Origin of the sequence: Streptomyces sp. NBC_01410, assembly GCF_045040195.1 — a bacterium.
GTDB lineage: Bacteria > Actinomycetota > Actinomycetes > Streptomycetales > Streptomycetaceae > Streptomyces.
Genome location: NZ_CP109530.1, coordinates 7,571,688 through 7,591,781 on the forward strand (window position 1 = coordinate 7,571,688; position 20,094 = coordinate 7,591,781).

Genomic DNA, 20,094 nt, shown 5'->3' on the forward strand with positions numbered 1-20,094 from the left:
GAGTCCTGCGTGTGGTGCCGACCGGTCGTTCGCAATCAGCGCGGGAACGGACACCGGTCCCCGCCTGAGCGCGATCGGCTCCCGCTCGGGCCGCCGGAAAGGCCCTACTTGATGGCGAGGATCACCGCTGCTGCCAGTCCCTGAAAGCGGTGAGCAGCTGTTGCCTGGCGTCCGGTGAGATGTTGTCCGGGGTCAGCTCGCCCGTCGTGGCGATCGTCTGACGGAAGTGGTCGAGGTAGCTCTCGCACCCGGGGCATTCCGCCAGGTGCTCGATGAAGCGCCGCTCGTCCTCGTTGGACAGGGCGCCCTCGAGGAACTCGGTCACCAACTCGACGAAGTCGATGCAGTTCACGGTCGTCCCCTCCCGCCTGCGACGTCGTGGGCACCGGACAGGTAGTCCTCCAGCTTACGGCGCATGAAGGCCCTGGCCCGATGGAGGAGGACGCGTTGGTTTCCGGGCGAGATCTCCAGCAGGGAACACACTTCCTGGGAGCCATATCCTGCGACATCGCGAAGCGTGATCACCGTGCGGAGCCGGGGCGGGAGTTCGTCGAGCGCCTCCGCGATCACCTCGCGGACTTCGCCGCGCAGCACGTGGTCCTCGGGAATGTGCCAGGGAAGCGGTTCCTGCCCGACGGCCCAGTGTCCGGCGTATCGCTCGCCGGGGGCGCGGAACCGCGAGGCGTCCACCGTCGGCCCTTCCTCCTCCGGCAGCAGGCTGGCGAAGGGCACGGTCCTGCTCTCCTTTGCGCCGCGTGCCTTGGCCGTGTTGACCAGGATCCGGTAGACCCATGTCTTCAGGGATGAACGGCCCTCGAAGGCGCTGATCCCCCTGATGACCGCCAGCCAGGTGTCCTGGACGGCCTCCTCAGCGGTGGCCTTGGTCGACACGAACGACATGGCCAGCCGGAGCATGCCACCCGACCAGGCGTCCAGCACCAGGGCGAAGGTTCCCTCGTCACCGTCACGCAGCCGCTCGACCAGGATCTCGTCCGGCGGCAGTTCGCGTGCCCCCGCCATTCGTCTCCCCCTTGTCGGCCCTCAACTGGAGGTCAGCTTAGGGCAGCTCAGTGAGTGAGTGACGCGAAGGGTGTCTGACGGGACGGGCATGAGGGCCGCGTCCTGGATGTCCTGGGGACCGCCATGGCGCGTGACCAGGCCGGCCCACGTAAGCCTTCCGTAAGCGGTGGATGCCTACCGAGCCGGAGCCCTGATGGTCAACCATGAACCAGACGGCCCAGGTCAGGGGGCTCGGCTCCTGACACAGGAGTGGAGCAGGGTCGCCGCGTGACCTGGGCAGCTTGATCTTCACTCCGACACCCGAGACGCGGACGCCGAGCTCGGCCCGGCGCAGCAAGCAGACATGGGGGAATCACTTGCACACTTCATTCCGGAGCAGGGACACGGGTTCGATCGGGGCCGCGGACACGGCAGCGGCGGATCCGGACCAGCGGATACCGGTCGTGGTCCACGCGGCGGATCCGATCTCCCGCGCGGGGGTGGTCAGTCAGCTGCGGACGCATCCGGTGATCGACCTTCGTGACGAGGTGGAGACCGCGCCCGGGAGCGTGGCGGTGCTGATCGGCGAGACGCTGGACGAGACCACGTTCACGCGGCTGCGCCGGCTGGTGCGCGGCGAAGGGGCCCGCGCCGTCCTCGTGGTGAGCGCCGTACGGGAGGCCCAACTTCTCGATGTCATCGAGTGCGGAGTCGGTGCCGTCGTCTGGCGCCACGAGGCCACCGCGCACCGTCTGCTGCAGGCCGTGCTCGCGGCCTCGCGGGGCGACGGCGACCTCCCGGCCGACCTGCTCGGCCGCCTGATGAGCCAGGTGGGCACGCTCCAGCGATCCGCCGCCGGAGGTACCGGATCGCCCGCGACGGGGCTGGCGGCACGCGAGGCGGATGTCCTGCGGCTGGTCGCGGAGGGACTGGACACCGCCGAGATCGCCCGCAAACTCTCGTACTCCGAACGCACCGTCAAGAACGTCCTGCACGGGCTGACCACCCGTCTGTATCTGCGCAACCGGGCGCATGCCGTGGCCTATGCCCTGCGGGAAGGCTACATCTGACCTCGAGGGCAACGGCGCAGGGCCGTTCGGACATAGGGGTCCGCCCCCGCGCCGTCCCCCGAGTGCTTGCGGGCGGACTGCGGCGACGAGAAAAATCGACAGCGCCCGTCCGATGATCGCGGCAGGCGGCACTTCGGCACCTCAGCGGCCAGCGGCTCAGCAGCTCAGCGGCTCAGCGGCACCTCAGGCAAGGCGGGAGCACGACGATGATCCACGAGGTGGACGAAGTCCTCGAACGGTTGCTGAACGGTGGCTCGCTGGCCGGTTCCGGTATCGAGGTCTCCTTCGAGGCTCCGACTCGCGACTGGGCCGCCAGGCGCAACGCCACTGCCGTCAACGCCTACTTGTACGACATCCGTGAGGACGTGGGTCGGCGCCAACGCGGCACGCTCCCGGTCAAGGACGACGGGGGAGCGGTGCTGAAGCGCCGTCAGCCACCCCGCTGGTTCCGGCTGTCCTATCTCGTCACGGCCTGGACGAAGCAGCCCAAGGACGAACACCGGCTGCTCTCCGCGGTGCTGGCCACCCTGCTGCCCCGCGAGATGCTTGCCGCCGATGAACTTCCGGGTTCGCTGGGCGCGCTGGGACTCTCGGTGCCTCTCACGGTCGCCGGTATCCAGACCGAGTCACGGTCCCTTGCCGAGATCTGGTCCGCACTCGGCGGTGAACTCAAGCCGTCCGTGGACTTGGTGGTGACCGCGCCGTTCCCGGCATTCCCCGAGTACGACGTCGGGCCGCCGGTCACGGAGGGCGCCGCGGTGCGCGTACGCGCAATCGACGGCAGCCTGGAGGACTCGCCGATGCGGCAGCACCGGCCGTGGCATGTCGCGGCGGGCGCCCGGAGCCCGGGGTCACGGCAGCGATGACTTCGTACGCCTCCGCCCACCAGGAAGGCACGGTGTCGTCCGGCCCCGGACCCCTGCCGGGAACGGCCGATTCCTGCTCCGTGCCGGACGCGGCCCACACGCTCCTCCCGCGGCTGGCCCGGGTCCGCGACCGGGCTGCCCTGCTGGTCGAGGAACGCAGCGCCACCGATCCCACCGCCACCGACCCGCTGCGCGGCCTGTATCTCTCCGGCGACGCCGTACGGCACCTGCTGGGCTCCGCCGTACCGGATCCGTCCCCCACGCCCGGCGAAGCAGAGGCAGAGCCAGAGGCAGTGGACCGGGCGATGCGCGAGGCCACGACCACGGCGGGCGGCGACCGGCTGGCGCGGCTCGCGGACCGGCACGGACTCACCGAGTTGGACGTCGGCCTGCTCCTGGTCGCCCTCGCGCCCGACGTCGACCGTACCTTCGAGCCGCTGTACGGCTACCTGAACGACGACGTCAGCCGGCGCCGGGCCACCACCGGGCTCGCCCTCGACCTGTGCGGACTTCCCGTACACCTGGCGTGGGCGCGGGCCAGGTTCCATCCGTCGGCGCCGCTGTCCGCGCTCGGTCTGGTCGAGGTCGGGGAACCCGAACGCCCCTTCCTCAGCCGCACGTTGCGCGTCCCCGACCGGCTGATCGCCCATCTGCTCGGCGACGACGGCCCGGACGCCGCGCTCGCCGGGCACATACGCCCGCTCGCGGCGCCCTCGGGACCGTACGACGAGGAGTTCAGCCGCAAGCTCGCCGAGCGGCTGACCGCCGCCCCCCTCACCACCTACGTGCGCGAACACCGCGAGGGCGACGGGCTGGCCGTCGCCGCGGCGGCCCTGCGGGCAGCCGGTCTCGACGCCCTGCACGTGACGGCCCCCGGCGGCGACGTACCGTGCCCGGAGCTCGTCCGCGAGGCCCGGCTGCGCGGCTGCGCGCTCGTCGTGTCCCAGCTGCCGGACGAGCCGGGCGCGCTGATGCAGGTGCTGACGAAGGCTGATGTCCCGGTGCTGTTCATCGGCGGGCGGCCCTACGACCCCCGGTGGTGCGACCGTGACCCGCTGATCCTGGAGGCGCCCCGGCTGCCGGCCGGAGCCGAGGCGGCATGGTCGGCCGCGCTCGGCGAGGAGCCGGCGTTCGACCTGGCGGCGACCGTGGCTCCGTACCACCTCGGTGGCGACCGGATCGTCCGGGCCGCGCGCGCCGCACGCGAGCTCGCCGTGTTCGACGGCACCCCGATGAAGGCCGCTCATCTACGGCTGGCCGCGCGTCAGCAGTCCGCGTCCGGTCTGGAGCGGCACGCCCGCCGGATCCGGCCCGACGTTGGCTGGGCGGACCTCGTCCTGCCGGACAGGCCCCTGGCTCAGCTGCATGAACTCGCCCTGCGCGCCCGCCACCGCGACCGGGTCCTCGGCGACTGGCGGCTCAGTGCCGGCGGTGGCCGGGGCCGTGGCGTCCTGGGACTCTTCGCCGGCGAGTCCGGTACCGGAAAGACGCTGTCGGCCGAGGTCGTCGCCGCCGAACTCGGCCTCGATCTCTATGTCGTCCAGCTCTCCTCGATCGTCGACAAGTACGTGGGCGAGACCGAGAAGAACCTGGAGCGGATCTTCACCGAGGCCGACCAGACCGACGCCGTGCTCCTCTTCGATGAAGCCGACGCCGTTTTCGGCAGGCGCTCCGAGGTCAAGGACTCGCACGACCGCTACGCCAACATGGAGAGCGCCTACCTGCTCCAGCGGCTGGAGTCCTTCGACGGCATCGCCGTGCTCACCACCAATCTGCGGGCCAACATCGACGAGGCGTTCACCCGGCGCCTCGACCTGGTGATCGACTTCCCCTTCCCCGACGCGCAGCAGCGGCTCGCGCTGTGGCAGCACAGCCTCGTCCGCGTCCCGTGCGCGGAGGGGACCGACCCCGGCGCGTGCGCCCGCGACTTCGAGCTGGCCGGCGGGTCGATCCGCAGCGCCGTCGTCACCGCCGCCTACGCCGCGGCCGGCCGCGGTGAACCGGTCACCACCGCCGACCTGCTGGAGGGAGCCCGCCGCGAGTACCGCAAGGCGGGCCGCCTGGTGCCGGGCGAGGGCAGCTGGTAGCGGTCTTCGACCGCGGAAAGAGTTCCGCCCCGGGCGGGGGTCCCGGGGCGGAGGCGCAGGAGCTCTCGGCGGAGCCTGTCAGCAGAGCCTTTCAACTGGGCAGTCGCTCAGGGGTGGACGATCTTCCAGTCCGGCTCGGTGGGGTTGATGAGCTGCCACTGGTCCTCACCCTTGCGGCAGTCGTGGATCCTGAGCCTGAGCCTGGCGGGGTCGCTGCTCGTGGTGGGGCCGGTCCAGTCCAGGCACCTGTTGTTACTGGAGAAGTTGCGGATCCAGTAGGTCTCGCTGTCCTCCTTCTCGAGCCACCACAACTGGTTGTCGGCGGTGCTGCCGTTGCAGATGTAGGTGGACACCGCGGTTCCGTCGGGCTTGGCACCCACCCCTGGCAGGTCCATGCAGAGTCCGCCCTTGACCATACGGATCTGGTACAGGGCAGAGCCCCCGGGTCCCATGCTCGGGTGCACCAACTGCAGGTTCATGCGCTGGTTGTCCTCGGGGTCAGGGTTGCAGGTACCCAGGTTGGCCGGACCGCCCCGCTGAGCCTGGTCGCGGCCCGGGATGTCGGCGCACGCCTTGATGAACTTGAGCCTCAGCAGGATGTTGGTCACGGACCGCGGCGGGGGCTTCTTCTGGGCCGTCGGGGGCTTCGCGGCTCCTCCGCCGCCCGAGCCCTTCGGAGCCTTGGACGGCGCCGGTTCGGCAGCAGGGGTCGCGCTGGGCTCCGCGAGCGGGGGCGCGCTCGGAGCGGACGGCGGGAGCGCGCTCGCGCCGGCTTCCTGCAACTGCTCCACGGCGGAGCTGCGGACCTGGGGCTTGTACGCGATCCAGAGCAACAGGAACGTGATGCCGAGGGCCAGGAAGATGCCGAGGAAAGTGGCGAGCCAGCCGGGCAGGAACCCGCGCTGGACGTACTTGCCGTCGATGTCCAGCGGGGCCACGCCCGACCGTTGCACGGCCAGCGTGTACGGCCGCTGTTGCTTCGAGCCGAACCAGATGATGTCGCGAGGCTTGAGCGTCGTCTTCACGAACGCGGCGCGGCCCGGCTCGATCTGGACATTGCTCGGGTGGATGTCGTACGACAGCTCATCGCCGTTGTCGCTGCCGCTGATCGACGCCGTGAGCGCGGTGTTGCCGATGTTGTCGATGGCGAGCCTGGGGCGCCCGCGGAAGCGGCCCTTGACGGTGGGCGGCACCAGCTCCGCGCGTATCTCGCTGAACGGCGTGATGGTGAGGTTGCCCTCGGGGACGGTGACCGCGTCGGGGTGCTCGGTCGGCGTGATGCGTACGGCGTACGGGTTCGGACCGGCCGTCGCGTCGGGCGTACGCGGTGGCGCGAACGTCAGCTCCACCGTCCCCGTGGTCCCTGGATACAGCCGGAGAGTGGCCGGTTCCACGGTGGTCCACGGTGCGATGTCGCCGAACGGCTCGAAGCGGTATTCGTCGACGACATCACCGGTGTTGCGCATCCGCAGCCGAACGGTGGTACTGCCGCCCGGATCCACGGTCGCGGAGGCAGGCTCCAAAGAAGTCCAAAGGCTCACGCCACGACGCTACGACGGGGCCCTGACGCCGGTCAGAGTCCCCGGGGCAGCCTTCCGGGCAGCCTCGTGGGCGGAGGGGGCAAGGTCCCGGGCATCCGGGCTCGACGGGCTGCACTTGCGGGCAACTGTCCTGCCCTCGAGCAGGTACCGCAGGACGTTCCGGTGGACCGGCTCGCAGTTGAGAGTGGATGGCATCCCGTCTCGTACCCCGAGGAGAGCAGAGCATGCCGTCCTACTTGTCGCCGGGCGTATATGTCGAGGAGGTGGCCGGCGGTTCGCGTCCCATAGAGGGGGTCGGCACCTCGGTGGCTGCCTTCGTGGGTCTTGCGCCGACCGGCCCGCTGAACGAGCCGACTCTGGTGACCAACTGGACCCAGTACGTAGCGTCCTTCGGTGACTTCACCGACGGGTACTACCTGGCGCACAGCGTCTACGGCTTCTTCAACAACGGCGGTACGGCCGCCTATGTCGTCCGGGTCGGCGGCACCCCCGCGGGCGCGTCCGGCGAAACCGCCACCGCCGGTGTGGGGAAGGGCTCCGCGGCCCCCGTCGCCCTGCCGCCCGGTGAGCCGCGGCAGCTCGGCACCTTCACGGTGACGGCCGCGGCGCCCGGCTCACTGAGTGTCGAGGTCGCCGACCCGCAGGGCGAAGGCCCCGCCGAGCGGTTCAAGCTGATCGTCAAGGACGGCGACAAGGTCGCCGAGACGTTCGACGTGACCGCCAAGAAGGGCGGCCGCAACTACGTCGTCACGCAGGTCAAGGAGCAGTCCAAGCTCATCACCGTGCAGGAGGCGGTTCCCGTCGGGCAGCTGACGCGGCCCGACAACCAGACGGTGGCGCTGGCGGCCCCGGTCCCGGCGCCCGCCTCGGCAGTCCCCTCCGGCGCGGACGTGTCTCACCCCGGCCCCGCCGAGTACCTCGGCGACTCCGCCGACCGCACCGGCTTCGGCGGCCTGGAGGCGGTGGACGAGGTCTCGATGGTCGCGGTTCCCGACCTGATGGCCGCCTACCAGCGTGGCGCGATCGACCTGGAGGCAGTGAAGGCGGTGCAGCTGGGGCTGATCGCGCACTGCGAGCTGATGGGCGACCGCGTCGCCGTGATCGACCCGCCGCCCAGCCTGAACGCCCGCCAGATCCGTGTCTGGCGGCAGGAGACCGCGGGCTACGACTCCAAGTACTCGGCCCTGTACTACCCCTGGATCAAGGCATTCGACCCGGCCACCGGCCAGTCCCGGATGATCCCGCCGAGCGGCCACATTGCCGGCGTCTGGGCCCGCAACGATGCTGAGCGCGGCGTGCACAAGGCGCCCGCCAACGAGGTCGTACGCGGCGCTGTGGACCTGGAGATCCAGATCACCCGCGGCGAGCAGGACCTGCTCAACCCCGTCGGCGTCAACTGCATCCGCGCCTTCCCGGGCCGCGGCATCCGCGTCTGGGGCGCCCGCACCCTGTCATCCGACCCGGCCTGGCGCTACCTGAACGTGCGCCGCTACTTCAACTACCTGGAGGAGTCGATCCTGATCGGCACCCAGTGGGTGGTGTTCGAGCCGAACGACCACAACCTGTGGGCCCGGATCCGGCGCAATGTCTCCGCCTTCCTGGTCAACGAGTGGCGCAACGGCGCCCTCTTCGGTGCCCGGCCCGAAGAGGCGTACTACGTCAAGTGTGACGAGGAGACCAACCCGCCGGAGTCGGTCGACCTCGGGCGGGTCGTGTGCGAGATCGGCATCGCGCCGGTCAAGCCCGCCGAGTTCGTGATCTTCCGGCTGGCCCAGTTCTCCAGTGGCAGCGGGGAGCTGGAGGAGTAGTCCCGAGCCCCCAGTCCTCTCCCCCGTACACAGTCAAGACCTCATAGAAGGACAGAGCACAGATGAGTCTCCAGCCGGGTGACGCCCTCACCTCACATAATTTCGGGCTCCAGATCGACGGCGTGATGGTCGAGTACCTCGCCGAGGTCAGCGGCCTCAGCCTCGAACAGGACGTCATCGAGTACCAGCAGGTCTCCTCGCAGGGCAAGTCGGTGACGAAGAAGCTCCCCGGCGTGAAGAAGGCCGGCACGTGCACCGTCGTCCGCGGTATGACGCAGTCGGCTGCCTTCAATCAGTGGATCAGCGAGTCGGTCGCCGGCAACATGGGCACGGCCCGGAAGAACGCCACCATCATGGTGATGGACTATCAGGACAACCCGGTCAAGCGTTACAACATGCGCAATGCCTGGTGCAGCAAGATCGACACCAGCACGGTGAAGGCCGGCGAGGCGGCCGCGCTCACCGAGACCGTGACCATCACGTTCGAAGAACTGGTCATCGAATAATGCGGCGTGCGGGTCCCAGAGCGGGCGCGGTGGCCGCGGGCCCCGTCGCCAACGCCTCGGCGGAGGCCGTGGCGCCGCCGGGGCAGCAGCTCGGTGCTCCGGCTGCCGCCCCGGCGGCCCAGGCGCTGCGTACGGAGTTCAACTTCGAGCTGCCGCGCGGATACGTCGACGAATCCGGAGCCGTGCACCGGGACGGAACCATGCGGCTCGCGACCGGCCGGGACGAGCTGATTCCGCTGCGGGACATGCGAGTGCAGGAGAACCCGGCCTATCTGTCGGTGGTGCTGCTCGGCCGGGTGATCACCCGGCTGGGCACGCTGCCGATGGTGCACGACGGGGTGGTGGAGAACATGTTCGCCTCCGACGTCGCGTTCCTGCAGGACTTCTACCGGCAGATCAACGCCGAGGGGCACACCCGGGCGGGCGTCACCTGCCCCCACTGCGAGCAGCCGTTCGAGGTCGAACTCGGCGGGAGCCGCCTGGGGGAATCGTGACGTACGCGACCGACCGCCTGCACGAGGAGATCGCGTACATCGCCTACCACTTCCACTGGAGCCTGGAGGAGATCCTGGACATCGAACACCGTGACCGCCGCCGGTACACGGAGCAGATCGCCGGCCTCGTCACCCGTGCCTCGGCGGAGGGGTGACGGCGTGGGACTTCTTGGCAGGCTGATGGGTGGTTCGACGGGTGGCCGGCGGCAGCGGGCGGCTGCCGCGGAGCCGGATGCGGAGCCGGCTGCCGAACCGGGTGCCGGGGCGGTCCTACCGGCGTCCGGTTCGGTCCGGTCGGCCGGGTGGTCCGCGCTGCCGCCGATTCAGCGCGTGACCGCCGGCGCGGCCGGGCCGGTCGCGGACGCGGGGTTCGGTGGTCGCCTGACCACATGGCAGGACCCGTCCTTCCGCGAGACCTTGTCCCACGCCGTGCTCAACACTGCGCCGGGCGGCCTGGTCAAGGGGGTGCTGACCGCGTCGGCGGAACCCAGCTCCGGACTTGAACTGCCGTCACTCACCCTGCCCGTCGTGGGTTACGGCGCGACCGGCGACGGGGCCGCCGACGCTCTGCCGGTGCAGCGGGCGTCCCTTCCGGACTCGGCATCCCGCTCGGCGGGGGTCGGAGTGAGGCCGGTGAGGCCATCGCCCCCTCGGCCGACCTCACTGACCAGATCCCAGCGCGCGCCCGCGGTGCAGCGGCGGGCGCTGCCGGTGGCGCGAGAGGTGGCTCCGGGCGGTGCGGCGGCAGCTTCCGCCGGTTCGGCTCCGGCTTCCGGCGATCTCGGTTCTCCGGCCTCGGGTCCGGGCGGGGAGTCTTCCGGCGGCCCGCGCCCGGGCCCGGGTCCGGGCGCGGCTGCAGCTGGCGGCGTGTCCGTGTCTTCGGGTGCGTCGTCGGCTGGTGGGGTGGCGCCGGTTCAGCGGAGTGCTGCTGACGGTGTGCGGCGGTCGGGTTCGGGTGTGCCCGTAGCTCCCGCGCCCAAGCCGACCTCGCGTCCGGACGGGGAGTCTTCCGGTGGCCGGAGCTCGGCTGCGGCTGGCGACGTGTCCGCGTCTCCGAGTACGCCAACGGCCGGTCAGGCGGCCCCGCTTCAGCGGAGTGCTGCCGATGGTGTGCGGCGGTCGGGTTCGGGTGTGCCCGTAGCCCCGACGCCCAAGCCGACCTCGCGTCCGGACGGGGAGTCTTCCGGTGGCCCGAGCTCGGCTGCGGCTGGCGACGTGTCCGCGTCTCCGAGTACGCCAACGGCCGGTCAGGCGGCGCCGGTTCAGCGGAGTGCTGCCGATGGTGTGCGGCGGTCGGGTTCGGGTGTGCCCGTAGCCCCGGCGCCCTCTTCCGGTGGCCCGCGCCCGGCACCGGCTGGCGGCGTATCCGCGTCCCCGAGTACGCCAACGGCCGGTCAACCGGCCCCGATTCAGCGGAGTGCAGCCGCCGGGGCGCGGCAGCCGGGACCGGGCATGCCCGTGTCCACCGGCCCGGCCCCGACACCCGGGCCGACCTCCGGTCCGGGCCGGGAGCCGTCCGGTGGACAGAGCCCGGCGCCGACCGGCGACGTATCCCCGGCCCGGAACACGTCATCGACCGGTAGGGCGACTTCCGTTCAGCGGAGCACTCCCGACAGGGCACGGCGTACGGGACTCGGCACACCGATAGCCGGCCCGGCCACGGCCGCGCCCGCAGCTCCGGCATCGCCCCCTGTCCGGTCTGCCGACGCATCCGTGCCCCGGAGCACACCGTCAGCCGGTGAGGCGGCTCCCGTTCAGCGGAGCACTCTCGACAGCGCACGGCAGACGTACCCGGGCACGCCGGTGTCCGCCGGCCCGGCCCCCGCCCAGGCCTCGGCCGCCTCCGGGGCCCGGACGCGCAGGCGGCCGCTGCTTGGCGCGCCCCTGTCGGCGACACCGGCGAACGCCAGGCCGCTCACGGGCGGCACCGTTCATGGTGGTGGAACCGGTGCCGTACAACGTGCGGTGAGGACGTCGAAGCGAACGTCAGAGGCCGGCGCGGACAGCGGTGGCGGCGCTGGAACGCCGGCTCCGACACCGGGGCCGCTCCCCGTGCCGGGTCAGGCCGTTCAGCGTGCCGCCGTGCTTCCCGCCCCGCGCGCTTCGGACGCACCGGGTCCGGGCGACCGGACGAGGAGTGCCGGTGCGAGCGCGGCCCGAGCCCGGGTACCCCACGCCGCGTCTCTTCCCGTGCGCGCGCTTGCTCCCGCACGTGCGCTGACTTCTTCCTCGCCGTCTACAGCGCCGCCCGTACCGCCCCTGCATCGTGCCCCGGCACCGGCGGGAGGGTCCGCCGCGGTGCCGGGCCGTGGTGACCCTGCTCCTACCGCTCCTGCTGCTCCTGCCGTCCAGCGGATGACCGCCAGAAGCTCCCTTGCGGTTCCCCGCCCGCCCCGCACAGGCACTCCCGGCGGCGCCGTTCCGCCCTCACCGCCGCTCGCCGTCCAGCGTCTCGCCGGCCCGAACCCGTCATCGGGGAGCGGCGCCACCCCGGCGCGGCCGCCTGGGCTCGGCACGCCCCGGCCGCGGGGAGTCGCCGCCGTCCGGCCCCAGGCGGTACCCGGCGCCCCGGCCATCCCTGCCGGGGGCACTCCCGTGGCACAGCTCGTGGTGCCGCCGCACGCCAGGACGACCGGCACTGGTGGCCACGTCGTCGCCGCCGTACAGCGCTCCCCGCTGCCCACCACAACGCAGACGGCGCAGCCTGTCGCCGCACCAGCCATGCCGGTGCAGCGATTCCCGGCAACCCCTCTCCTTCCGCCCGTTCCTCACACACCCCCGGCACCGCCCCCAGCTCCCCGCACGATCCAGCGCGCTCCGGAACCCACGACACACAAGACACCTACGACAACCACGGCGCACACGGCACACAGAGCGCACGCCCAACCGCCCGCACCCATGCACACCCCCGTCCCCGACGCTGCGTTCAACCCCCGCTCCCTGACCGAATTCCAGCTCGACGAGCTGACACACCGGCTCATCAGCCGGATCACACGGCAGCTCCGTACCGAACTCCGGCTCGACCGTGAGCGCATCGGAAAGCTCCGCGACCCACGCCGCTGACCCCCACGCGCGCCGCAGCTCGACCGACCCGGCACCGTCCCAGAAAGGCTCACCCGATGCCCCGCGATCTCGACCCGGGATCCACCGTCTTCTTCACCCTCACCATCGACGGCGAAAGCCTCGGCTACTTCAACGGGTGTGAGGGACTCTCCTCCACGGTGGAAATCGAGCAGCGCCACGAGGGCGGCAACAACGGGTTCGTCTGGCAGCTCCCGTCCCGGGTGACCTTCTCCACCATCCGGCTGACCCGGCCCCTGACCCCGGACACCGCCAACGTCGCGGCCTGGATCTCCTCCGTGACCACGGGCGTCACCCGGCCCACCGCCCAGATCGCCGCGCTGCGCGCGGACGGCTCCGAGGTGGCCCGCTGGGGGCTGATCGACGTACTGCCGGTCAGTTGGAAGGGGCCCTCCCTCGACCCGGCCAGCCCGGGAGTGGCGACGGAGGTCCTGGAGATCACGCACCACGGGTTCACGGACTGAGGGGCGGCAGCACATGGCAGGCAAGTCAGGACGGGGGAGTGGCGGTGGCAAGGGCGGCGCGGGCAAGAGCCTGGTGCGCGCCTCGTTGGCCATTCATGAGCCGCCGATCGGCCAGAGCACCACGCCGGGCGGGCTGATCAAGAACTTCACCTTCGAGTTCAATCCGTCCCAACTCGCGCTCAGCCGGCGCGCGCAGTGGAAGACGACCCCGACTGCCGCGGTGCGCGACGGGGCCGTCCCGGAGTTCATGGGGCCCGAGCCCCGGGAGCTGACGGTGGAGATCTTCCTGGATGCCTCCGGCGAGCCGGGCAGCAACTCGGTACTGAAGCAGGTGGAGGCCCTCTTCTCCTGCTGTGAGGTGACCACGAAGAGCATCGCCGCCAAGCAGCCCTCCACCCCCTGGGTGGTCTTCCAGTGGGGGTCCTTCTCGACGGCGCGCTTCACGGCGTACGTCTCCTCCGTGGACGCCACCTACTCACTGTTCAGCACGACAGGCATCCCGGTCCGGGCCACCTGCCAGGTGCGGCTGCACGAGATCCCCAGCAAGACCAAGGGACAGAACCCGACCTCCGGCGCGCTCACCGCGCAGCGCGTGCACCGCGTCGTCGCGGGCGACACGCTGCAGTCGCTGGCATGGCGGGAGTACGGCGACGCGAACGTCTGGCGGGCGATCGCCGAGGCCAACGGCATTGACGACCCGTCCCGGCTGCGGACCGGCACGGAAGTGGTGCTTCCGGCGGCCGAAGAAGTGAGTGTTCACTGATGGTGCAGGCGTCCTTCTCCAACGTCGTTCATGTGACGATCGGCGGCGGCAAGCTCCCGGACCACGTCGCCGACGATCTCGTCGGCGCCTGGGTCGACCTCGGGGCCGGAGTGCCCGGCGCGTTCCGGCTCACCTTCCGCGACCCGCACGGACTGCTTCTCGGCCTGCTGAAGGTGAAGTTCGGCGTCAAGGTGGTTGTGGCGCCCGTCTCGGGCAGCAAGGGCGCGGAGTCGCCGCTGCTCACCGGCGAGGTGACCGGCATGGAGACCGACTATGACGGCACCGGCACGTTCACCGTGATACGCGGATACGACCTGGGGCACCGGCTGATGCGGCAGCGCAGGGTCGCCGCGTACCGCAACCAGACCGCCGCCGACATCGCCCGCAAGCTGGCCGGGCAGAGCGGCATTCCGATCGGCAAGGTCCAGGCCACCAAGACTGTCTACGAGTTCATCAGCCAGTCGAACGTCACCGACTGGGACTTTCTCTCGCGGCTCGCCGACGAGAACGCGATGGTGATGTCGCTGGACTCCAAGGGCAAGTTCCAGTTCGTCCGGCCGGTCCCCGCGTCCGGCGCGCCGCCGACGAGCACCGACGGCGAGAAGAGTCCGTTCGTGCTGCACGCCGGCCAGGACGTGCTGCGCTGCCGGGCCGCGGTCACCTCCGCGGACCAGATCGGCAAGGTCGAGGCGCGCGGCTGGGACGTCACGACGAAGAAGGCGCTCGCGGCGACGGCGACCGCGACCAGCACTCCGGGCGTCGCCATCGGCACCACCCCCCGGGAGGCGGCCTCGGCGTTCAAGGCCGGGAAGCTGGTGGAGACCGAGACTCCGTACGACCGTCAGTCCGAGGTCAAGCACGCCGCCGAGTCGCTCGCCGACGACATCACCTCCTCCTTCGCAGAGCTGGAGGTCACGGTGCGCGGCAATCCGAAGCTGCGCCCCGGTGTGCCGGTCACGCTCCGGGATGTGGGCACCCCGTTCGAGGGCAAGTACACGGTCACCTCCGTACGGCACGTCTTCGGCGACGACAGCCACTACCAGACCTGGGTGACCGTCAGCGGCCGGCAGTGGCGTTCCCTCTACGGGCTCGCCTCCAGTGCCGGCGGCGCAGCCGCGCCGAGGCTGCCGAGTGTGGCCAACGCCCTGGTCACCGACGTACAGGACCCGCTGAAACAGGGCCGGGTGAAGCTGCGGTTCCCGTGGCTGGACGACGTGTACGTCAGCGACTGGACCCGTACCGTGCAGATGGGCGGCAGGGCAGGGGGCGGGATCTTCCCCCTGGACGTCGGCGACGAGGTGCTGGTGGCCTTCGACCGCGGAGCCCTGGACCATCCGTTCGTCATCGGCGGCCTCTACAACGGCCGGGACGTTCCGACCCCGGTCAGGGATGTGCCGCTGCACGACGGGCTGCGGAAGAAGGCGATCCGGCACACGCTGTCCGACCGGGACGGCAACCGGATGGACCTGCTCAGCCAGACGACCGGAGCCCGCAGACAAGGCGTGCGCATCGCCACCGGTGACGACCGGCTCACCATCAACCTCGACCGCACCATGACCGAGATCACGGTGGACAGCAAGGGGTCCGTCACCATCAAGGGCAGCCGGTCGGTGTCGGTGGAAGCGGGCCTGGACCTCACGCTGAGCGCGCGCCGGTCCCTGACCATCAAGAGTGGCGGGCCCCTCGACATCCAGGGCAGGGGACTGGTCAACCTCAAGTCCCTCGGCGGGGCGGTCAACGTGGACGCGCTGGGCGCCCTCAGCCTGAAGGCCGCGGGCGCGGCGACGATCACCGCGGCCGGGACCGTCCAGGTCAACGCCGCGGCGAACGTGGGCATTCGGGCCGCCACCCTCATGCTGCAGGGCGCGGTGCTGGTCAACAGCAAGCCGTACCCGATCCCGTGATGGCCGGGAAGTCCTTGAAGTCCTTGAAGTCCTTGAAGTTCGTCAGGAGAAGGAGAAGGCGGGTGGTCTGCTGATGGCCGAGCAGTTCGTCGGGTCCGGCTGGGCGTTCCCCCTGCGCATCGGACCGACCGGAGGCATCGCCCTGGTCAGCGGGGAGCGGGAGATCGAGGAGGCCATCCGGCTGGTGCTGGCCACCGCGCCGGGCGAGCGGCCGATGCGGCCCGAATTCGGCTGCGCCATCCACGATTTGGTGTTCGCACCGGTCAACGAGGCCACCGCGGGCCGCATCCAGCACGAGGTCTACGTCAGTCTCGACCGCTGGGAGCCCCGGATCGAGGTGAATGACGTCGAGGTGACCGCGGGCGGGGACCAGGGCGTCCTCTTCATCGACGTCCGCTATGGGATCCGCGGCACCAACAACCCGCGCAGCCTGGTCTTCCCCTTCTACGTCATCCCGTCCCACGACGAGCCCGGCGACGGCGACTCGGGCACCTCTCTGGAAAGCGAACGCTGATGGCACTGCCCTCCCCGAACCTCGACGACCGCCGCTTCCAGCAGTTCGTCGACGACGCCAAGCGCTATATCCAGCAGCGCGCCCCCGAGTGGACCGACCACAACGTCTCCGACCCGGGCGTCACCCTCGTGGAGACGGTCGCGCACATGGCCGACCAGATCGTCTACCGGCTGAACCGGGTGCCGGAGAAGAACCACCTGGCCTTTCTCGACCTGGTCGGCATCAAGCTGTTCCCGCCGTCGGCCGCCCGTACCGATGTCACGTTCTGGCTCTCCGCGCCGCAGGAGGAGCCGGTGCTGCTGCCTGTCGGCACCGAGGTCGCCACCCCGCGTACGGAGAGCGAGGAGGCGGTCGTCTTCGCCACCGAGCGCGAACTGACCGTCGTACCCAGCGAGTTGTTCCATGTGATGGTGCAGCGCCAGGGCGAAGCCGTCGCCGACATGACCGCCGACCTCGGCGAGGCAAAGGACGTGATGTGCTTCGCCGAGGCCCCGCGGCCCGGCGACTGCATGCTGCTCGGGCTGAGCGCCGCCGTGCCGCACTGCGCGGTGGCGCTGGGTCTGGACAGCCGGGTCGACGGTGTCGGTGTGGATCCGCGGCAGCCGCCGCTGGTGTGGGAGGCGTGGACCGAGGACGGCTGGGCCGCCTGCGAGGTCGACCGGGACGGCACCGGCGGCCTCAACCGGCCGGGCGAGGCCGTGTTGCACGTCCCCGGCGGGCATGCGCTGTCCCGCACCGGCGGGCGGGAGGCCGGCTGGCTGCGCTGCCGGGTCACCGAACCACTGCCCGGCCAGCCCTTCTACACCACGTCGCCGACCGTGCGGTCCGCCGAGGCATTCACCATCGGCGGCACCACCGGGGTCGTGCACGCCGAGACCGTGTACGACGAGACCCTCGGCGAGTCCACCGGCCTGCCCGGCCAGCGGCTGCGGCTGGCACACGCGCCCGTGGTGGGCGACAACCCGCCGGTGCTGCTCCAGACCGCCGACGACGACGGCTGGCGGGACTGGGACGTCGTGCCCCACTTCGCCGCCTCCGGCCCGCGCGACAGGCATGTCACGCTCGACGCCACGACCGGGGAGATCGCCTTCGGCCCGGCGGTGCGGGAGCCGGACGGCACCCTGCGGCAGTACGGGGTGGTACCCGGGCAGGGCGCGGTCATCCGGGCACGCGGCTACCGCATCGGCGGCGGCCGCGCCGGGAACGTGGCCCGCGGTGCGGTGCAGGTGCTGCGCAACTCTGTCCCGTACGTCTCCGAGGTCGTCAACCGGGAGGCGGCCCGCGGCGGGGTCGACGGCGAGACGGTCGAGGAGGCGAAGGCGCGGGCGCCGATCACGCTACGAGCCCAGGAGCGTGCGGTGACCCTGCGCGACTACGAAGAGCTGGCGCGCCGCGCCGCCCCGGAGACGGCCCGGATCGCCTGCCTGGAGGGCGAGGAGAGCGAACACGGGGCGTACGCGGTACGGGTGCTGGTGGTCCCACAGGCGGTACCCGACCCCGGCGGGCGACTGCGTTTCGAGCAACTGGTCCCCGGTGACGCCCTGTTGCGGCGCATCACCCGCCATCTCGACGACCGGAGACTCATCGGGACGCGGCTGGCGGTGGGCCCGCCCTTCTACCAGGGCGTAACCGTCGTCGCCACCGTGCACGCCTTCCGCGGTGTGGATGCCGACCGGGTGCGGCAGCAGGCGCACGACGCCCTCTATCGCCACCTCGACCCGCTGACCGGCGGCGCCGACGGTACGGGCTGGCCCTTCGGCCGCCGGGTCCAGGCGGGCGAGATCTTCGCGGTGCTGCAGCGCGTGGCCGGCGTGGAGCTGGTCGACGAGGTCCGGCTGCACCCGGCGGACCCGCTGACCGGCAAACGCGGCGAGGCCACGGACCGTATCGACCTCGAACCGCCCGCGCTGGTGTTCTCCTTCGACCACCGGGTGCGTGTGATCGGAGACGACGCATGAGCATGAGGGGATCCATCGACGGGCTGAAGTCCTCCGCGCCCCTCGGCGAGATGCTGCCCGCGGTCTTCGCCGACGACTATCTGGCGCAGCACTTCGTCGCCGGTCTTGACGAAGTTGTCGCTCCGATCCTGAACGTCCTGGACTGCCTGGACTCCTACTTCACTCCGGCGCTGGCCCCGGTGGATTTCACCCGCTGGCTCGGCGGCTGGGTCGGCGCCGAGACCGACGGCACGGAACCGGAGGACCGGCTGCGCGCGGCCGTCTCCGCCGCCGCGTATCTGCACCGGGTACGAGGCACCCGGCGCGGCCTGGCGGAGGCGATCCGGCTGACCTTCGGCGTGGAACCGGAGATCAGCGAGAGCGGGGCCGCCGAGTGGAACTCCCGGCCGCTCGGCCCGGTCCCCGGCGAACGCCGCCCGCGGCTGCACGTGGCGCTGCGGCTGCCCGCCCCGACCCCTGCGGACGAACACCGGCTCGACAGCCTCGTGGCGGCGGCCCGCCCTGCCCATATGCCCTACACGGTCCAGGTGACCGCCGCGGAAAGGAACCCCGAGAGATGACCAGCCAGACCCCCGCAAGCGGTTCCCGGAGGGACGGGACCCCGAGCTGCGCCGAGTGCGGCACCCGGGCGGCACCCGGACAGTTTTTCTGCGACTCCTGCGGCGCGGTGCTGAGCTGGGCCCGTCGCGCAGGCGCACGTGGCAGGGCGACCGGCACCACCCCGGCCCGCGGGACGGGCGACCGGCCCGGTACGGGAGCCGGGGAGGCCGGGCCGGCGTCCGGGCAGCCCGCTTCCCCGGCCGGTGGCGACCCGGCGGGCGCGACGTCTGCCGGTCACGTCGACGGCGGTGCGACTTCCGCAGGCCGGGGCGGGGCTCGGCCCGGGCCGCAAACCCCGCCCCACACAGCGGATGCCGCCCGCTCGCCGGTCCCGGGGCAGGCCCCCGGGCCGCGCGGCGACTCCGATGGCGCGAGCCCGTCCGGGTCCGGGTCCGACTCCGGGTCCGTCGGGCAAGGTGCGCCCGAGCCGGGCACGCCCGAGCCGGGCACGACCGACGTGGACGAGACCGCCACAGCGCCACTGCCCTCCGCGTCCCGTGCGGCCCCCGCTGCCGCCCCGGACGACACGGCCGCACGGGCCCGGTCCCTGCTCGTGCCGGTCGCCGATCCCGAACCCCGGGAGCCGGCGGCCCCGTCCGTGGCGGCCGTACTGCCGGGTCGCCCGGTCGCGGACCGCCCGCAGGTCCGCACCCCGGGCCGGGAGCCCGGCTCCGAGGGTGGTGCGCCCTGCCGCTGGTGCGCCACACCCAACCGGCCGGACCGGCATTTCTGCGTCCTGTGCGCCATGCCGCTGTCCGGCGGTGTCGCGGTCCCCGGGGGGCGCCGTCCCTGGTGGCGCCGCATGCTGGACTTCCGTAACCGGGAGGCTCCTTGGGCAGGCGACCGGCCGCGCCTGCGGCGAGGGTTCGGGTACCTCATGACCTGGGTGCTCTGGGCATTGGTGCTGGCCCTGCTGATCACCGGCATCGTCTACGCCGACAACGCCTACAACGCCGTCCGCGATCACTTCGCCAAACGCACCCCGGTCGGACCGGACACCGTCGCGGCCTCGCGGTCCTACCCGGCGCACGAGCCTCAACTCACGTTCGACAAGCTGAACAACACGTGGTGGGGCCCGGGGATCACCCAGTCCGGCGCGGGGGAATGGGTCGAAGCCCGCTTCAACCAGCCCACCCGGCTGCTCGACGTCATCATCACCCCAGGCGTCTCCACCCGCGCCGACAAGCTGTCCCAGTCGGCCCTCCCGCACCGTATCGAGGCGGTGATCACCACCTCCGACGGCAAGAAGGCCACCCGCCACCTCACGCTCGACCAGGGCGCCGGAGGCCAGCGCCGTACCTTCAAGGTCGGCGAGGTCACCGCGGTGCGCTTCATCCTGCGCTCGGCCTACGGCGCCTCCTCCGAGAAACAAGTCGCCATCGCCGAGATCGAGTTCTTCGGCCCCTCGAACGCCAGCCGGTCCTAGATGGCCCTCCGAT

Annotated in this window: 19 protein-coding genes; 15 read left to right on the forward strand and 4 right to left on the reverse strand. The window is 71.5% G+C overall.

All coding sequences use genetic code 11. From position 1 onward, the window contains the following. Positions 1–121: 121 nt before the first annotated feature. Together OG741_RS34625 and OG741_RS34630 are read right to left on the reverse strand one after the other, a co-directional pair. A complete protein-coding gene (locus tag OG741_RS34625; protein WP_266484368.1) occupies positions 122–352 on the reverse strand; it encodes an anti-sigma factor in 231 nt (76 codons plus the stop codon). Then, positions 349–1,020 carry an RNA polymerase sigma factor gene (locus tag OG741_RS34630; protein ID WP_405604276.1) on the reverse strand — a complete coding sequence of 224 codons (672 nt, stop codon included), beginning with the start codon at positions 1,018–1,020 and terminating at the stop codon, positions 349–351. Before OG741_RS34630 ends, OG741_RS34625 begins: the two co-directional genes overlap by 4 nt. A gap of 392 nt (positions 1,021–1,412) precedes the next feature. Here OG741_RS34630 and OG741_RS34635 point away from each other — a divergent pair, with 392 nt between their 5' ends. From OG741_RS34635 to OG741_RS34645, 3 genes are all read left to right on the forward strand, one after another. Further along, positions 1,413–2,069 (forward strand): response regulator transcription factor, encoded by a 657-nt coding sequence (locus tag OG741_RS34635; RefSeq protein WP_405605940.1) that lies wholly within the window; start codon positions 1,413–1,415, stop codon positions 2,067–2,069. A 206-nt stretch (positions 2,070–2,275) separates the two neighbouring features. Then, positions 2,276–2,935, forward strand: a complete 660-nt coding sequence (locus OG741_RS34640; RefSeq protein WP_405604278.1) for a DUF4255 domain-containing protein — start codon at positions 2,276–2,278, stop codon at positions 2,933–2,935. Next, the gene (locus OG741_RS34645; RefSeq protein ID WP_405604280.1) at positions 2,932–5,022 is read left to right on the forward strand and encodes an ATP-binding protein; all 2,091 of its coding nucleotides are present in this window, start codon (positions 2,932–2,934) and stop codon (positions 5,020–5,022) included. The genes OG741_RS34640 and OG741_RS34645 overlap by 4 nt, the downstream gene beginning before the upstream one ends. A gap of 107 nt (positions 5,023–5,129) precedes the next feature. Here OG741_RS34645 and OG741_RS34650 read toward each other — a convergent pair whose 3' ends face one another. Continuing rightward, a complete protein-coding gene (locus tag OG741_RS34650) occupies positions 5,130–6,563 on the reverse strand; it encodes an RICIN domain-containing protein (RefSeq protein WP_405604282.1) in 1,434 nt (477 codons plus the stop codon). 224 nt (positions 6,564–6,787) lie between these two features. Here OG741_RS34650 and OG741_RS34655 point away from each other — a divergent pair, with 224 nt between their 5' ends. The 4 genes from OG741_RS34655 to OG741_RS34670 all read left to right on the forward strand — a co-directional run bounded on the left by OG741_RS34655 (position 6,788) and on the right by OG741_RS34670 (position 9,526). Beyond that, a complete protein-coding gene (locus OG741_RS34655) occupies positions 6,788–8,371 on the forward strand; it encodes a phage tail sheath subtilisin-like domain-containing protein (RefSeq protein ID WP_405604284.1) in 1,584 nt (527 codons plus the stop codon). 62 nt (positions 8,372–8,433) lie between these two features. Continuing rightward, positions 8,434–8,877, forward strand: coding sequence for a phage tail protein (locus OG741_RS34660; protein WP_405604286.1), 444 nt, complete (start codon positions 8,434–8,436; stop codon positions 8,875–8,877). Then, entirely contained in the window at positions 8,877–9,371 is a 495-nt protein-coding gene (locus tag OG741_RS34665; protein WP_405604288.1) for a hypothetical protein, read from the forward strand. Before OG741_RS34660 ends, OG741_RS34665 begins: the two co-directional genes overlap by 1 nt. Beyond that, the gene (locus OG741_RS34670; protein ID WP_405604290.1) at positions 9,368–9,526 is read left to right on the forward strand and encodes a DUF6760 family protein; all 159 of its coding nucleotides are present in this window, start codon (positions 9,368–9,370) and stop codon (positions 9,524–9,526) included. Before OG741_RS34665 ends, OG741_RS34670 begins: the two co-directional genes overlap by 4 nt. A gap of 1,599 nt (positions 9,527–11,125) precedes the next feature. Here OG741_RS34670 and OG741_RS34675 read toward each other — a convergent pair. Further along, positions 11,126–11,290 (reverse strand): hypothetical protein, encoded by a 165-nt coding sequence (locus OG741_RS34675; RefSeq protein ID WP_405604292.1) that lies wholly within the window; start codon positions 11,288–11,290, stop codon positions 11,126–11,128. Positions 11,291–12,269: 979 nt separating this feature from the next. Between OG741_RS34675 and OG741_RS34680 the strand changes: the two genes are divergently transcribed. From OG741_RS34680 to OG741_RS34715, 8 genes are all read left to right on the forward strand, one after another. Further along, positions 12,270–12,434 carry a hypothetical protein gene (locus tag OG741_RS34680; protein WP_405604294.1) on the forward strand — a complete coding sequence of 55 codons (165 nt, stop codon included), beginning with the start codon at positions 12,270–12,272 and terminating at the stop codon, positions 12,432–12,434. Between the two features lie 56 nt (positions 12,435–12,490). Beyond that, positions 12,491–12,916 (forward strand): phage tail protein, encoded by a 426-nt coding sequence (locus tag OG741_RS34685; RefSeq protein WP_405604296.1) that lies wholly within the window; start codon positions 12,491–12,493, stop codon positions 12,914–12,916. A gap of 13 nt (positions 12,917–12,929) precedes the next feature. Then, complete coding sequence (locus OG741_RS34690) at positions 12,930–13,679, forward strand: LysM peptidoglycan-binding domain-containing protein (protein WP_405604298.1); 750 nt, start codon at positions 12,930–12,932, stop codon at positions 13,677–13,679. Then, the gene (locus OG741_RS34695; RefSeq protein WP_405604300.1) at positions 13,679–15,583 is read left to right on the forward strand and encodes a VgrG-related protein; all 1,905 of its coding nucleotides are present in this window, start codon (positions 13,679–13,681) and stop codon (positions 15,581–15,583) included. The genes OG741_RS34690 and OG741_RS34695 overlap by 1 nt, the downstream gene beginning before the upstream one ends. Before the next feature lie 73 nt (positions 15,584–15,656). Beyond that, positions 15,657–16,097 carry a GPW/gp25 family protein gene (locus tag OG741_RS34700; protein ID WP_405604302.1) on the forward strand — a complete coding sequence of 147 codons (441 nt, stop codon included), beginning with the start codon at positions 15,657–15,659 and terminating at the stop codon, positions 16,095–16,097. Beyond that, positions 16,097–18,055, forward strand: a complete 1,959-nt coding sequence (locus OG741_RS34705; protein ID WP_405604304.1) for a putative baseplate assembly protein — start codon at positions 16,097–16,099, stop codon at positions 18,053–18,055. The genes OG741_RS34700 and OG741_RS34705 overlap by 1 nt, the downstream gene beginning before the upstream one ends. Before the next feature lie 2 nt (positions 18,056–18,057). Beyond that, complete coding sequence (locus tag OG741_RS34710; RefSeq protein WP_405605942.1) at positions 18,058–18,615, forward strand: phage tail protein; 558 nt, start codon at positions 18,058–18,060, stop codon at positions 18,613–18,615. Then, positions 18,612–20,081 carry an NADase-type glycan-binding domain-containing protein gene (locus OG741_RS34715; RefSeq protein ID WP_405604306.1) on the forward strand — a complete coding sequence of 490 codons (1,470 nt, stop codon included), beginning with the start codon at positions 18,612–18,614 and terminating at the stop codon, positions 20,079–20,081. Before OG741_RS34710 ends, OG741_RS34715 begins: the two co-directional genes overlap by 4 nt. Positions 20,082–20,094: the final 13 nt, after the last annotated feature.